The sequence below is a fragment of the Nocardiopsis sp. CNT312 genome (assembly GCF_000515115.1).
Classification (GTDB): Bacteria; Actinomycetota; Actinomycetes; order Streptosporangiales; family Streptosporangiaceae; genus Nocardiopsis.
On record NZ_KI911538.1, the window covers coordinates 14,202 to 27,624 of the forward strand.

The window sequence follows — 13,423 nt, forward strand, 5'->3', positions numbered from 1 at the left end:
CGGGCTCAGAACGCGGGCGGGCCCGGCTGCCCCGACAGGTGCGGGTCCACCCGCCCGGTCACGTGGTCCACGGCCATGTTGGCGTGCAGCCGCGCCCCGGTGAGCAGGACCGAGTCGTCGGCGTAGAAGGCCGGGTTGTGGTTGGCCGCCGATCCGCATCCCATAGTTTCTGATCGACCCGAACGCGCTGGATCGGTGTCTCTGCCACCGGTGGTCCCTTCACTGACCGTAGACATTGTGTCCACGGCTGAGTCCCTGGGGCGGGGGCTCCCCGGGACAGATCAGCCTCGTTCACCTACTGGGTTTTGCGAACCTCAGCGATGAGTGCTACCCACTGGCTCAGAGGGACCGTGACGTGTCCCGCGTCGCGGTGGGCGGTGTCGCGCACATCGGCGCCTGACGCGTGTTCCCGCACCTCCACGCACTCGTTGTTGCCACTGCTGTACGAGGACTTGTGCCACTCGGCGGTCATGCCAGGTCACCTCTCACTTGCTTTACCAGGTCCAGAGACGCTGCGGGGGTGAGCGCCCAGGACATCTGTTCTCCGAAGATAGCGCCCAAGCGCCTGACCTCATCACGCTGGTCGATGACCACGCCCCCAGAAGCGTGCTCGGCATAGGCCAGAGGCAACCGCTCCTCGAAGGAGATCAGCCTGAAGGGGCCGGTTGCCACCCCTGCCCGGTTCTCCGTTCCTGAGGGGACGATCAGTAAGCGGAGAGTCCCATCGGTCTGGAGCTTCAGCAGGTGATCGAGCTGTTTTGCCTGAATCTCCGGTGATCCGATCGTGTGCCTGATCACATACTCCGCGAGCACCACGAGCATTCTTGGGCGGTTCTGAGAGAGCAGTCTCGGCAGCATCGAGGTCCTGATCTTCATCAGACGCTCAACGTTGGCCGGGTCGTCACCGGGACGACAGTCGGTCAGAACGGCACGTGCGTAATCGGGTGTCTGGAATCGCCCCGGGATGAGTGCCGAGTGGAATATCTCGATACTGATCGCGTACTTCTCAGCCTCGGTGATCTCGCGATACCACTCCGGGTTGTCGTCGAGCCGCCGCGCGGTCTCCCAAGCCCGTAGAACACCTCCGTGGGCGCCCAGCTCTCTGTCCAGGCTCTCCACGTCTCTGCGTCTAGGTTTTCGGTGGCCCGTCTCGTGGCCGCCAAGCGTGCTTCTCGCCATCCCACACCGCTTGGCTAGATCCTCCTGCGACAACCCAGACATATTGCGCAAATAGCTCAGTTTGGCACCAAATTCACGCCAGGCGTAGTGAGGGGATTCAGTTGCCATGCGAGCACTATGCCATAGAGATTGCCGCGTCAGCTCCGCAACGATGACGCAGAATGATGCATCACTCTCACATCGGCCCTGATTGTGCGGCATCTCTGGCTTCTTTCCTGCTCCAAGTTCATGCTTCCTTTTGGCGGCCGAGAGCTGCTGAGTACTTCCGAACATGCCGACCAGAGGTGAGAGGTGATCTGTGTGGGGGAATCGATTGAGTTGCAGGTTGAGCCCCCTGCGGGTTCAGCCGAAGTCCTTCCGCCCCCTCAGCGCGTGACCGACGAAGCGATCCGCGCTCCGATCGCCACCCCGGGCGCACCACTGCCGACCGGCGTCGCTGTCGCCGTGGCCGGCGTGCCCGAGCACGCTCACCTGGTCAGGCGACTCGTACGGATGCGGGCCGGACGCCCTCCCCGCGAAGCGGAACTCCTGGACCTGCTGGTCACCGAGCTGTTCACGAACTCGGTTCGGCACAGCCGCAGCGGCGGCCCGGGAGGCAGGGTCACGTCTCCGTCGCCAAGAACGGACAGCGCACCCAGGTCAAAGTGGTCGACCAAGGCCCCGGCCACGGAACCGTCCCCTGCATCCGGCCCCTCGGCACCGAGGAGGACGGCCGCTTCGGAGGGTTCGGCCTGCGTCTGGTGAACGCCTTCGCCTCCCGGTGGGGCTACGAGAGCGGCCAGAGGCGCACAACGGTGTGGTTCGAGGTCGACCGCCTCCCGGGGCGGTGACCGCCGTGGCATGGCACGTCGAGGACGACCGGCCCTTCTACGCGACCGCCCGGCGGCTCCAACACGCCGTCGGCTCACGCTGGGTCGTGCTCTGGGGACCGGCCAGCCGCCGCTACTGGGCCTTGCCCTGCGGTACCGCCACCGCGCCCGTCCTCTCCGACCCCGATCCGGACCGGCTCTACGCCATGGCACAGCGACAGGCGGCAGGCCGCCCTGCGACCGGTACTGCGGCACCCGCGCCCTCCGAACACCGACAGCCCCGTTGATCCGGCGGGACCCACACCCACGACACCGACGATGAGCGGAAAGCGGACCAGGACGATGTTCTCCCTGTGCAGGCACTGCGGCAGCCCACGCCAAGGCGGGGCACCGGCCTACCGATGCACCTGCATCCCCTCCCAGGTGTGGGAGGAACCCGCGATGGTCCAGGCCGTGCGCGCCCTGAACCTGTCGGCGGTGATCCGCCTCCTGCGCCGCCACCCGGGCACCAGGCACCTGTCGCAGCAACATCAGCGGCCTGTCCCAGTCGGCCGTCTCCCGCCTGGAGAAAGGCCGACACGCCACCAACATCCGCCGCTGCGTCCAGGCGCTGGAAGCGCTGGGCGCACCCAGATCGGAGGACGAGGACCGGCCCGGACCGCGCGGCACCGGGGCGCACCCGCCTTCGGAGGAGTCCCCTGCCGGTCCGGGGGTGCCGTGCGTGGTTATCACCTGCCCCGCTCCGATCTACGTGCAGGTGGTCGACCCGAGCAGCGGCCCCGAGACCGAGCCGCACCGGAACCGGGCCGAGATCGCCTTCGTGGCCGATGAGTCCGGTCCGCGGCTGGTCCTCACCCGCGACACCACCTGGGGCGTGGACAGCAACGCCAACGGTGCCACCGCCTGGTTCGCCCTGCACCCTTCCGACAGCCCTGCTCTGGAGCCCGCCCCCTCCGGCCCTGAACCCCAGTCCTAGATCAGCACGGCGGTGCACAACCTCCCATGGCCCATCTGGGGAGCGCGCCGTCCCATCTCTCCCGCTTCGCCCCACTGCACGAGAGGTGTTGGGAAGAGGCCCATCCCCATCCGCCCTTCAGCAAGGTCCGCGTGTTCGACGCACTGCCTCGCGCTCCTCCCATTCACGGAGGACGCCCACACAACAACACGACGTGAGGAGATCTTGATGGACGCCAGCACGCAGATCGCGGACGAGGAACTGAACGTCGCGGTCGAGGAGATCGCCGCCGTTCGCTCCCGTGCCGAGCAGCCCTCGGACGGGGGCAGCACCGGCAGGGGCGACACCAACGACGGCATCCGCTAGGAGAGCACTGTGACCGCTGACCTGATCAGCGGCCGTCTGGGCGGGGACACCTTCCCCGCCCAGGTGCTCGGCCGCACCCACCGCCACTACCCGGCTCCCGAGGACGAGCGGGATGCCTTCCGGCACCTGCTCACCTGGTCGGACCTGAACACCCTGCTCTCGTCTCAGCGCCTGGACTCGCCTCGGATGAGACTGTCAGCGGGTGAAGTGATCGACGCGGGCGAGTACACCCGGCTCAGGCAGTACCGGCGCATGCCCGACTGGAACGCACCGGTCCCGCACCTGTTCCACCAGCGGCTCCGCGAGGGCGCGACCCTGGTCTTGGACGCCATCGACGAGATGCACCCGCCGATAGGGCGGCTCATCAGCGAGTTGGAAGCCTGGCTCAGAACCGGCATCCAGGTGAACGCCTACGCCTCCTGGACCTCGAAGGAGGGGTTCGGGGTGCACTGGGACGACCACGACGTCATCGTTCTCCAGGTATCGGGACGCAAACGGTGGCGGATCTACGGCACCACCCGAATCGCCCCCTTGCACGATGATGTGGAGTTCGCCGAAGAAGAGCCCACGGAGATCATCGACGAGTTCGTCATGGAGCCCGGGGACGTCCTTCACGTTCCGCGCGGATGCTGGCACGCGGTCGCCGCCTCCGAGGGCGAACCGAGTCTGCACCTGACGTGCGGTCTGGTGACCACGACCGGCGTGAACTTCCTCCGCTGGCTCGTCAACAAGCTGATCGAGCACGACGAAGTCAGGGCCCACATTCCACGAGCGCCCGATGAGTACGCGGCTTGGACACGACGTATCTCCGAGCTGGTGACAGACCGGCTCCGAGCCCCGGAAGTAGTGGAAGAGTACTGGCGCCACCAGGACGAGACCTCTCCGGCACGCGGTCGCCGTCACCGGCGAGCTGGCTCCTACCGCCGTCGTCCGGTTCGCCTCCCTGCGCGGTACCGTCACCGAGACCGGTGGCGAGGTGGTCTACTCCGCCCAGGGGCGGCGCTGGCGGCTCCCGGACAAGGTCGCCCCCGTGATCACTCACCTGCACCACGCTGGTCCCGCCTCGATCAAGGAGCTGAACGCGCTGGTCCCCAGCGTGTCCGAGAAGGCGCTGCTCGGCCTGTTCCGCAGGCTGATGGACGACGGGGCTCTGGTCCTGGAGGGCGAGGCATGACGGTCATCGGCATGGGGACCTACCGAAGCCGCGACGCTGTGACGTCAGCGAGTATCGCGGCTTCGGACGGTTGTCCTCTCATCGACACCGCCCCTGTGTACGGGGGCGGCACGCACCAGGTCGCGATCGCTCCCGTGCTGCGTGATCATCCTGAGGTCCGGGTCTCCACCAAGGTGGGGTACATGACCGAGGGACAGGCGCGGGTCGCGTTCACCAGCACAGCGCTGTCTGAGGAGGAGGCGGCCTTCCGCCACAGCATCGCCCCCGACTACGTCCGCCACCAGGTCGCCATGTCGCGCACGGAACTCAAACGAACTTCCCCCGACCTGGTCTACCTGCACAACCCCGAGCACCACCATGAGGAACGGGGCGACCTCCACCAGCGCCTACGCTCAGCCTTCGCGGTACTGGAAGACCTGTACGCCTCGGGCGGCATCGGCGGCTACGGCGTGTCCACGTGGAACGGGTTCGAGTCCGGGACGTTCACCCTCGCCGATCTCCTCCGCCTCGCCGAGGAGGCAGCGGGCGGCCCCGAGACCGGACTGTCCGCGATCCAGCTTCCCGTGTCCATGGTGAAGATCGCCCCCGTCCATCAGGCCCTCGCGGGAAGCGGTCCCATCGCCCAGGCCGACGAGGCAGGATTGGAGGTGTGGGCTTCGGCGCCCCTCCACGGAGGAGAGCTGTTGCGTCTGATCAACCCGAGCCTGGCTGAGGCGGTACACCCCGGAGCGAGCCCTGTCGAGGCCGCGTTGAAGTTCGCCTCGTCCGTACCGGGGCTGACGGGGGTACTGATCAGCACCACCGACAGCGCGCACTACAAGCAGGCGGTCGAAGCGATCCGAGAGCCCCTGCCCGACCATCGACTCAAGGAACTCTGTGACGTCCTCGCCCCGCCTTCCCGATGATCTGACCGACCGGTGGCATCACGCGGCCGAGAGCCTGAAGAGCTCTGCCGCTGCCGACGTCCCCCTGTGCTCCGGGCTGGGAGGCCGGACCCTGAGCGGCCCAGTGACGGCGGCCGATGGACACCCGGCCTGGCTGCGATTGATCGCCGCATCCCGGCCAGGGGGGAAGATCTGGGAGGGTGCGGCGCTCGCGGACACTCTGCTGGACGAGGCGATTCCTCGCCCGGTGATGCTCGGCGAACACACCTGGCAGGAAGAGGGGGCGGCGTTCCAAGCCACCCTGTGGACACGCCTTCGGGGAGAGGTCCTCTCTCCCACCCCGGACCTGTCGACTCCGGTCGACGTGGACGACCGTTGGTGGAAGAGCCTGCGCACCTGGGTGGAGAAGGTCCGCAGTACCGCGGTGCCTCCGGGCAGGGAAGTGATGACGCAGGCGTACATCGACCGGATTCCCCGGTTCATCCCCGTGTTGGAGGGCGCGGACCTGACCGTGCCCCGCTGGGAGTCCGCGCACGGCGACCTCCACTGGGGCAACATCACCGGTGATCCACTGGAGATCATCGACTGGGAGGGCTGGGGGGCGGCACCGGCCGGGTACGACGCGGCCGTCCTCCTGGCCTACGCCCTGCCCGCCCCGGCCACGGCCGCGAAAGTCCGTGAGGTGTTCGGCGACATGCTGAACACCGGCCCCGGCCGTCTCGCCCAACTGGTGATCTGCGCGGAGATCATCCAGGCGTCGGAGCGTGACGACCTCCACGCGCGCTTGAGGCCCTACGCGGAAAGGCTCGCCGCCGACGTACTCGCTCCGCAGTAGTCGCACGTCGCGGGGCCTCGCTCGGTGATCCGGGTGAGGCCCTTCGTCCCGCACTGCGGACACCGCTCGGAGAGCCGCCGAACCCCCAGCAGCGGCACCAGCGCCAGGCGGGCGGCACGGGTGTCCCTGCCTGAGCCGCGCGGGGCGGCCGGGCTCAGAACGCGGGCGGGCCCGGCTGCCCCGTCAGGGCCGGGTCCACCCGCCCGGTCACGTGGTCCACGGCCATGGTGGCGTGCAGCCGCGCCCCGGTGAGCAGGACCGAGTCGTCGGCGTAGAAGGCCGGGTTGTGGTTGGCCGCCGATCCGCGCTGGCCGGGGATTGAGCGCAGGGCCCCGTGGGCGTACTCGGTGTCCTGGCAGCCGAGCATCACGTAGACGCCGCCGAAGGCCCGGACGAACTCCGACACGTCGTCGTACCCGAGGCTGGGCTCGGTCTGCTTGACCCGGTCCTCACCCACCACCCGGCGCAGGGTGGGCAGCGCGGCCGACGTCCACTCGGGGGTGTTGTCCACCGCGGGCACGTCCTGGAGGAACTCGGCCTCCGCGGTGCAGCCGTGGGCCTGTGCGGTGTGCTCGGCGGTGCGGCGCAGGTGGTCCCGCACGGTGTCCATGTCCCCGTCGTGCAGGCAGCGGATCGTCCCCCACAGGGTGACCGTCTCACCGATGATGTTGAACCGGCCCTGGTCCTCCACGTGGCCGATGGAGACGGTGACCGGTGAGGTGGCGGGGATCCGCCGGTAGATCTGCCCGCAGGCGGAGACGATGTCGGCCGCCGGCGGCATGGGGTCCAGGCCCATCCACGGCATCGAGGCGTGCACCTGCTTGCCGTGGACGGTGATCCGCACCATGCAGGACGCGGCGTACTGGTGGCCCGCCCGGTAGCCCACCACGCCCTTGGGCAGCGGGACGACGTGCAGGCCGAAGACCATGGTGGGGGCCGGGTCGCGCAGGGCCGGAGAGCCGACCATGCTGCGGGCCCCGCCCTCCTCGGCCACCGGAGGGCCCTCCTCGGCGGGCTGGAAGACGAACAGAACGGTGCCCGGCAGGTCCGAGCGCATACCGGCCAGGACCTCCGCCGCACCCATCACCATCGCGGTGTGGCAGTCGTGGCCGCAGGCGTGCGCCACGGGGAAGGGGCCGCCGGGGTAGTCCGCGTCGACCGCGGTGGAGGCGAAGCCGACACCGCTCTCCTCCTTGACCGGGAGGGCGTCGATGTCGGCGCGCAGCGCCGCCACGCGGTCCCCGCCGAGGCCGCCGCGCAGGACGCCGACCACGCCGTGGCCGGCCACCCCCGTGCGCACCTCGTCCAGCCCCAGTGAGCGCAGGTGCTCGGCGGCGAAGGCGGCGGTCTCCGCCTCCCGGTTGGGCAGTTCGGGGTGCGCGTGCAGGTGGTGGCGCCACGCGACGATCTTGGACTCGATCGCCGCCGCCCGCCGGTCGACGGCTTCGTGCAGCGGGGCCACATCCGCGATGGTCGTCCCGGTCATCGTCCCTCCCGGTGCTCGCTGTGGCCACCGTAGGCAGGACCTCCCCCACGATGGGTGTAAACGCGGGCAAATCCTCACCACGCTCCCACACCCGCGGTGACCTGGGAGCCGAGACCTACCGGGCGTACCGCTTGAGTTCGCCGGTGCTCAGCACGATCCCGGTACCCGGGATCTCGACCGTGTGGCCGTAGCCGAGCGTGGTGATGCTCCGGTAGCGGCCGTCGACGGGCTCGCCGTGCACGGTGACGCTGTCGTCGTCGCGGTCGATGAGCAGGTAGACGCCGATGCCGCAGGCGGCGTAGGCCTGCGCCTTCTCCACCCGGTCCCGGGCGTTGGTGTCAACGTCCCAGGAGGTCGCCTCGACGACCGCGAGGACTCCGCGGGGATCGGCCCATTCGCCCTGACCGATGAAGTGGTCGACGGGGGCCAGGAGACCGTCCGGCCGGACCCGGCCCTTGCGGTAGGCGTCCACCTTCAGGCCCTGCCCGGTGACGTTCAGGTCCAGGTCCGCCCGCTGGGCCATGCATTGACGCGTCAACCACATGAGGATCGCGTTGTGGTCGCTGTCGGGCACGGTCCGGATCTCCATCTCACCGTTGAGATATTCGAGGGTGACGTCCTCACGAGCCGCGGCCTGGGCGATGACCTCGAACTGTGCGACGCTGAGCTTCTCGACAGGGGATCTGGGCGAGGAGTGCTCCATCACGGTCATGGCGATATCCCCTTCAGGCTGGATACGGGCGCCGACTGCGCGTCGCGGAGTCCGGAATCCAGCGTACAAGAGGCGGCTCCCGCCCACTCCCTTCACAACGTGACATCCGAACATCATGATGTGCCTATGAGAACGACGATCGAGATCCCGGACGACCTGTACCGGCAGGCACTGTCCATCGCCGAGGACACATCGCGCTCACTCGGTGAGACGGTCACCGAACTGATGTGTCGTGGGTTGGGCCAGAACGGCGGTGCTGGGGGTATTTCCCGGAGCGCCAGGACCGGGCTGCCCGTGGTCCACCTGGGCACGGTCATCACGACCGGGGAGGTCCGGGCCCTTGCGGACGACGATCTTGGCCGGATGTCGACCGGGCATACCGTGTGAGTTCTGCGGTCAGACCGTACCGGCGGGGACGATCCACAGGGTGGGCTGGCCGGTGACCGCCGAGATGAGGTCGTAGTCCTTGCCGTAGTGGACGACCGTCGCCCCGTGGGCCTCGGCGGTCACGGCGATGATGAGGTCGGGCAGCGCGCGGCGGTGCTGTCCCTTTCCCGGTAGGGCCGGGCCGGGGCGCGGCCGCAGGCGGTGGATTCGGCCGACCCCGGGCACACACGTGGGGCCCGCCCCGGGACGGGCCCCGCACCGCTCGGTCACAGCTCCGGTTCGACGGCCTTCCTGCGACCCACGCTCAGCCGGTCGGCGGTCTCCTCCACGTCCACCTCCACGGTGTCGCCCTCGGCCAGTTCGCCCGAGAGCAGCTCCCGGGCCAGCGGGTCGCCGATGGCCGACTGCACCAGGCGGCGCAGCGGCCGGGCCCCGTAGTTGGGGTCGTAGCCCGCCAGCGCCAGCCAGTCGCGGGCCGCCGGCGTCACCTCCAGCCCTAGGCGCCGGTCGGCCAGGCGCCGCGCCAGCTTGTCCACCTGGAGGTCGACGATCCGGGTCAGCTCCTCCGTGGACAGCGCGTCGAACATGATCACGTCGTCCAGCCGGTTGAGGAACTCCGGCTTGAACGTCGCGCGCACCACGTCCATCACCCGGTTCCTGCGCTGGGACTCCTCCAGCGACGGGTCCACCAGGAACTGCGATCCCAGGTTCGAGGTGAGGATGAGGATGGTGTTGCGGAAGTCCACGTGGCGACCCTGACCATCGGTCAGCCGACCGTCGTCCAGGACCTGGAGCAGGGTGTCGAACACCTCCAGGTGCGCCTTCTCCACCTCGTCCAGCAGCACCACCGTGTACGGCCTGCGCCGCACCGCCTCGGTGAGCTGGCCGCCCTCCTCGTAGCCCACGTATCCGGGGGGCGCACCCACCAGCCGTGACACCGAGTGCTTCTCGGAGTACTCGCTCATGTCGATGCGCACGATCGCGCGCTCGTCGTCGAACAGGAACTCCGCCAGGGCCTTGGCCAGCTCGGTCTTGCCCACACCGGTCGGGCCCAGGAACAGGAACGAGCCCGTCGGCCGGTCGGGGTCGGAGATGCCCGCGCGGGCGCGGCGCACCGCGTCGGACACCGCGGCCACGGCGGCCTTCTGGCCGATGAGCCGCCGCCCCAGCTCGTCCTCCATGCGCAGCAGCTTGGAGGTCTCGCCCTCCATCAGGCGGCCCACGGGGATGCCGGTCCAGGAGGAGACCACGTCGGCCACCTCGTCGGCGCCCACCTCGTCCTTGACCATGGTGTCGCCGGAGCTCGCGGCCTCCTCCTCCGCGGTGGAGGCCTCCTCGACCTGCTTCTCCAGCTTCGGGATGTCCCCGTACATCAGCCGGGACGCCTCGTCGAAGTCGCCCTCGCGCTGGGCGAGCTCGGCGCGGGTGCGCAGGTCGTCCAACTGCCCCTTGAGCTCACCGACCCGGTTGAGCCCGGCCTTCTCCTGCTCCCACCGGGCGACCAGCGCGTTGAGGTGCTCCTGCCGATCGGCCAAATCGGCGCGCAGCCGCTCCAGCCGCTGGCGGCTGGCCTGGTCCGACTCCCTGGCCAGCGCCATCTCCTCCATCTTCAGGCGGTCGACGGCCCGCTGGAGCTCGTCGATCTCCACCGGGCTGGAGTCGATCTCCATGCGCAGCCGGGACGCCGCCTCGTCGATGAGGTCGATCGCCTTGTCCGGCAGGAACCGGGCGGTGATGTAGCGGTCGGACAGGGTCGCGGCGGCCACCAGCGCGGCGTCGGAGATCTGCACCTTGTGGTGCGCCTCATAGCGGCCCTTGAGCCCGCGCAGGATCGCGATCGTGTCGGCGGAGGAGGGCTCGCCCACCATGACCTGCTGGAACCGGCGCTCCAGCGCCGGGTCCTTCTCGATCCTCTCCCGGTACTCGTCCAGGGTGGTGGCACCCACCATCCGCAGCTCGCCGCGCGCGAGCATGGGCTTGAGCATGTTGCCCGCGTCCATGGCGCCCTCGGCGGCGCCCGCGCCGACCATGGTGTGCAGCTCGTCGATGAACGTGATGACCCGGCCCTCGGACTCCTTGATCTCCGAGAGCACCGCCTTGAGCCGCTCCTCGAACTCGCCCCGGTACTTGGCGCCCGCCACCATCGCGGACAGGTCCAGGCTCACCAGGCGCTTGCCCAGCAGCGACTGCGGCACGTCCCCGGCGACGATGCGCTGGGCCAGCCCCTCCACGACGGCGGTCTTGCCGACACCGGGCTCGCCGATGAGGACCGGGTTGTTCTTCGTGCGGCGGCTGAGCACCTGGATCACCCGGCGGATCTCCCCGTCACGGCCGATCACCGGGTCCACCTTGCCCTCGCGGGCGCGCTCGGTGAGGTCCACACCGAACTTCTCCAGCGCCTGGAAGGTGTCCTCGGGGTTCTCCGAAGTGACCTTGCCGGTGCCGCGCACGCGCTCGAACGCCTCCAGGAGCGCCTCGGGGGTGGCACCCACCTCGCCCAGCAGTCTCTTGGCCTCCCCGCCGTCGGCGGCCAGCCCGACGAGCAGGTGCTCGGTGGAGACGTACTCGTCCTCCAGTTGCCGGGCGCGCTGGGCGGCGGTGTTGAGGGACACGATCAGCCGGCGTGAGGAGTTGGGCGAGCTGACCGTCGAACCGGCGGCCTTGGGCAGTGCGCTGATCGCGGCTTCGACCCGGCCCGTGAGCACATCGGGGTCGGCGCCCACCTCCTTGAGCAGTGGGCGGGTCACCCCCTCGGCCTGCCCCAGCAGCGCGGCCAGCAGGTGGAGCGGGTCCACCTCCGGACTACCGTCCGCTGTGGCGCGCCGGACGGCGGTCGACAGGGCTTCCTGGCTCTTCTTGGTGAACTTCTCGTTCATCTCCCGTGACCCCTTTCACCAGTCATGTCACTGAAGGTGACTATCCTTGGGTGGACGCGCCCCCGCGGCGCCGTGTCCGGGGCCCGTCAGCCCTGTGTGTCTCCTTGGCCCTGCGGGCCATCGCCGGGGCTGCCGCCCGGGTTCTGCTCGTCGGGCCTCTCGGCCGTGTTGAAGATCGTTACGCGGGTGCGGCGCACCAGCTCCCCGCCGCGCCCGCCCTCGGCGGGACGGCCGCGCCGGGCCACCGCCCGCCGCGCGGCCTCCAGCTCGTTGGCCAGGTGGAAGACCTGCTCGCGCAACTGGTCGACCTCGTGCTCCAGTTCGAGGATCCGCTTGATGCCCGCGAGGTTGATGCCCTCCTCCTGGGACAGGCGCTGCACCTGGCGCAGCATCTGCACGTCCCGCATGGAGTAGCGGCGCCCCCGCCCGGACGCGCGGCCGGGCGAGACGATGCCCAACCGGTCGTACTGCCTCAGGGTCTGCGGGTGCATGCCCGCCAGCTCCGCCGCCACCGAGATCACGTAGACCGGTGCGTCGGCGCCGAAGGAGTCGTTCACGTCGATCACACGTCCTTCGCCCGCGCTTCTAGTCCCGCGCGCGGGTCGTGGTCGGTCGTCGCGGAGCGGAACTTCTCCAGCGCTTCCCGCGCGTCGGTGCTGACGTTCTGGGGCACCGTGACCTCGATCGTCACGAGCATGTCGCCGACGGTGCCGTCCTTGCGGGCGGCGCCCTTGCCGCGCACGCGCAGGGTGCGGCCGTTCGGCGTGCCCGGCGGGACCTTCACGGTCACCGGGAACCCGTTGAGAGTGGGGACCCGGACCTCAGCACCGAGGACGGCCTCGGGGAAGGTCACCGGCACGGTGATGGTGAGGTTGTCGCCGCTCCTGCCGAACACCGGGTGCTCCTTCACGTGGACGACGACGTACAGGTCGCCTGCGGGCCCGCCGTGCTCGCCCGGGGCGCCCTTGCCCTTGATCCGGATCCTGCGACCGTCGGAGACACCGCCGGGGATCCGCGTCTGGATGGTGCGGGTGCTCTTGCCGCGCCCGCTGCCGTTGCACTCGGTGCAGGGGTCGTCGACCACCAGGCCGCGGCCCTTGCACTCGCCGCACGGCTCGGACAGCGAGAAGCCGCCCAGGTTGGTGTTCTCGTGCCCGGTGCCGCTGCACTTGGCGCACATCCGCGGGGCGGTGCCCGCCTTGGCACCGGTGCCCTTGCAGGAGGCGCAGGCGGTCTCGCTGGAGAGGCGGAAGGAGCGCGTGGCCCCCTCGGCCGCCTCGCGGAAGGTCAGGGTGGTCTCGGTCTCGACGTCGCTGCCGCGCCTGCTGCGGGCGGCGCCCGCACGGCCCCGGCCGCCGAACAGGCCGCCGAACAGGTCACCGAGGCGCTCACCGCCCGTGCCCGTGCCGCCCCCGCCGCCGGGGCCGCGTCCGAACAGGTCGCCCATGTCGAAACCGCCCGGACCGGCGCCGCCCGGCCGGTAGGAACCGCCGAACAGGGACCGGGCCTCGTCGTACTCCTTGCGGCGCTTCTCGTCCGACAGGACGTTGTAGGCCTCGGAGATCTCCTTGAAGCGCTCCTCGGCCTTGGGATCGTCGGTGTTGGCGTCGGGGTGGCTCTCACGGGCGAGCTTGCGATAGGACTGCTTGATCTCGTCCTTCGAGGCGGTCTTTGAGACTCCGAGGACCTTGTAGTAGTCCTTCTCCAGGTAGTCCTTGGTGCTCATCGACTGGTTGCCTTCTCCCGCTGGTCCCGGCTTG

The 13,423-nt window shown here is 69.6% G+C and carries 16 protein-coding genes; 7 read left to right on the top strand and 9 right to left on the bottom strand.

From position 1 onward, the window contains the following. Nucleotides 1–5: 5 nt before the first annotated feature. From B042_RS25960 to B042_RS0120230, 3 genes are all read right to left on the bottom strand, one after another. Nucleotides 6–164: a hypothetical protein gene (locus B042_RS25960; RefSeq protein WP_197024373.1), complete on the bottom strand. Its 159-nt coding sequence runs from the start codon at nt 162–164 to the stop codon at nt 6–8. 131 nt (nt 165–295) lie between these two features. Continuing rightward, complete coding sequence (locus B042_RS25415) at nt 296–472, bottom strand: DUF397 domain-containing protein (protein ID WP_081748908.1); 177 nt, start codon at nt 470–472, stop codon at nt 296–298. Further along, nucleotides 469–1,452: a helix-turn-helix transcriptional regulator gene (locus B042_RS0120230; RefSeq protein ID WP_081748909.1), complete on the bottom strand. Its 984-nt coding sequence runs from the start codon at nt 1,450–1,452 to the stop codon at nt 469–471. The genes B042_RS25415 and B042_RS0120230 overlap by 4 nt, the downstream gene beginning before the upstream one ends. Nucleotides 1,453–1,823: 371 nt before the next feature. Between B042_RS0120230 and B042_RS24560 the strand changes: the two genes are divergently transcribed. From B042_RS24560 to B042_RS0120280, 6 genes are all read left to right on the top strand, one after another. Beyond that, nucleotides 1,824–2,009 (top strand): ATP-binding protein, encoded by a 186-nt coding sequence (locus B042_RS24560; protein ID WP_028649872.1) that lies wholly within the window; start codon nt 1,824–1,826, stop codon nt 2,007–2,009. A 5-nt stretch (nt 2,010–2,014) separates the two neighbouring features. Further along, nucleotides 2,015–2,275, top strand: a complete 261-nt coding sequence (locus tag B042_RS24035; RefSeq protein WP_155989262.1) for a hypothetical protein — start codon at nt 2,015–2,017, stop codon at nt 2,273–2,275. Nucleotides 2,276–2,709: 434 nt separating this feature from the next. Next, nucleotides 2,710–2,964 carry a hypothetical protein gene (locus tag B042_RS0120255; RefSeq protein ID WP_155989264.1) on the top strand — a complete coding sequence of 85 codons (255 nt, stop codon included), beginning with the start codon at nt 2,710–2,712 and terminating at the stop codon, nt 2,962–2,964. A 207-nt stretch (nt 2,965–3,171) separates the two neighbouring features. Then, a complete protein-coding gene (locus tag B042_RS26280) occupies nt 3,172–3,309 on the top strand; it encodes a hypothetical protein (protein ID WP_197024375.1) in 138 nt (45 codons plus the stop codon). A gap of 9 nt (nt 3,310–3,318) precedes the next feature. After that, nucleotides 3,319–5,388, top strand: coding sequence for an aldo/keto reductase (locus tag B042_RS26775; RefSeq protein WP_231494158.1), 2,070 nt, complete (start codon nt 3,319–3,321; stop codon nt 5,386–5,388). Further along, on the top strand, nt 5,360–6,202 hold the full coding sequence (locus tag B042_RS0120280; protein ID WP_028649877.1) for a phosphotransferase: 843 nt from the start codon (nt 5,360–5,362) through the stop codon (nt 6,200–6,202). The genes B042_RS26775 and B042_RS0120280 overlap by 29 nt, the downstream gene beginning before the upstream one ends. Before the next feature lie 154 nt (nt 6,203–6,356). Here B042_RS0120280 and B042_RS0120285 read toward each other — a convergent pair whose 3' ends face one another. Together B042_RS0120285 and B042_RS0120290 are read right to left on the bottom strand one after the other, a co-directional pair. After that, nucleotides 6,357–7,688, bottom strand: coding sequence for an amidohydrolase (locus tag B042_RS0120285; RefSeq protein WP_028649878.1), 1,332 nt, complete (start codon nt 7,686–7,688; stop codon nt 6,357–6,359). Between the two features lie 115 nt (nt 7,689–7,803). Further along, entirely contained in the window at nt 7,804–8,400 is a 597-nt protein-coding gene (locus tag B042_RS0120290) for a Uma2 family endonuclease (RefSeq protein ID WP_028649879.1), read from the bottom strand. A gap of 126 nt (nt 8,401–8,526) precedes the next feature. On the opposite strand from B042_RS0120290, the gene B042_RS24045 reads away from it, so the two are divergent. Continuing rightward, on the top strand, nt 8,527–8,787 hold the full coding sequence (locus B042_RS24045) for a hypothetical protein (RefSeq protein WP_036555754.1): 261 nt from the start codon (nt 8,527–8,529) through the stop codon (nt 8,785–8,787). Between the two features lie 9 nt (nt 8,788–8,796). Here B042_RS24045 and B042_RS0120300 read toward each other — a convergent pair whose 3' ends face one another. From B042_RS0120300 to dnaJ, 4 genes are all read right to left on the bottom strand, one after another. Beyond that, nucleotides 8,797–9,057 (bottom strand): hypothetical protein, encoded by a 261-nt coding sequence (locus B042_RS0120300; RefSeq protein ID WP_028649880.1) that lies wholly within the window; start codon nt 9,055–9,057, stop codon nt 8,797–8,799. Beyond that, on the bottom strand, nt 9,054–11,663 hold the full coding sequence (gene clpB, locus B042_RS0120305; protein ID WP_028649881.1) for an ATP-dependent chaperone ClpB: 2,610 nt from the start codon (nt 11,661–11,663) through the stop codon (nt 9,054–9,056). Before clpB ends, B042_RS0120300 begins: the two co-directional genes overlap by 4 nt. An 86-nt stretch (nt 11,664–11,749) precedes the next feature. After that, a complete protein-coding gene (locus B042_RS0120310; RefSeq protein WP_036555756.1) occupies nt 11,750–12,229 on the bottom strand; it encodes a heat shock protein transcriptional repressor HspR in 480 nt (159 codons plus the stop codon). Further along, entirely contained in the window at nt 12,226–13,389 is a 1,164-nt protein-coding gene (gene dnaJ, locus B042_RS0120315; protein WP_028649883.1) for a molecular chaperone DnaJ, read from the bottom strand. The genes B042_RS0120310 and dnaJ overlap by 4 nt, the downstream gene beginning before the upstream one ends. Nucleotides 13,390–13,423 lie beyond the last annotated feature (34 nt).

Bases quoted from the DNA above. Each gene is read 5' to 3' on its own strand.
- B042_RS0120230 (WP_081748909.1), bottom strand. From the start codon at position 1,452: ATGTTCGGAAGTACTCAGCAGCTCTCGGCCGCCAAAAGGAAGCATGAA.
- B042_RS0120285 (WP_028649878.1), bottom strand. From the start codon at position 7,688: ATGACCGGGACGACCATCGCGGATGTGGCCCCGCTGCACGAAGCCGTC.
- B042_RS26280 (WP_197024375.1), top strand. From the start codon at position 3,172: ATGGACGCCAGCACGCAGATCGCGGACGAGGAACTGAACGTCGCGGTC.
- B042_RS25415 (WP_081748908.1), bottom strand. From the start codon at position 472: ATGACCGCCGAGTGGCACAAGTCCTCGTACAGCAGTGGCAACAACGAG.
- B042_RS0120290 (WP_028649879.1), bottom strand. From the start codon at position 8,400: ATGACCGTGATGGAGCACTCCTCGCCCAGATCCCCTGTCGAGAAGCTC.
- clpB (WP_028649881.1), bottom strand. From the start codon at position 11,663: ATGAACGAGAAGTTCACCAAGAAGAGCCAGGAAGCCCTGTCGACCGCC.
- B042_RS24045 (WP_036555754.1), top strand. From the start codon at position 8,527: ATGAGAACGACGATCGAGATCCCGGACGACCTGTACCGGCAGGCACTG.
- dnaJ (WP_028649883.1), bottom strand. From the start codon at position 13,389: ATGAGCACCAAGGACTACCTGGAGAAGGACTACTACAAGGTCCTCGGA.
- B042_RS25960 (WP_197024373.1), bottom strand. From the start codon at position 164: ATGGGATGCGGATCGGCGGCCAACCACAACCCGGCCTTCTACGCCGAC.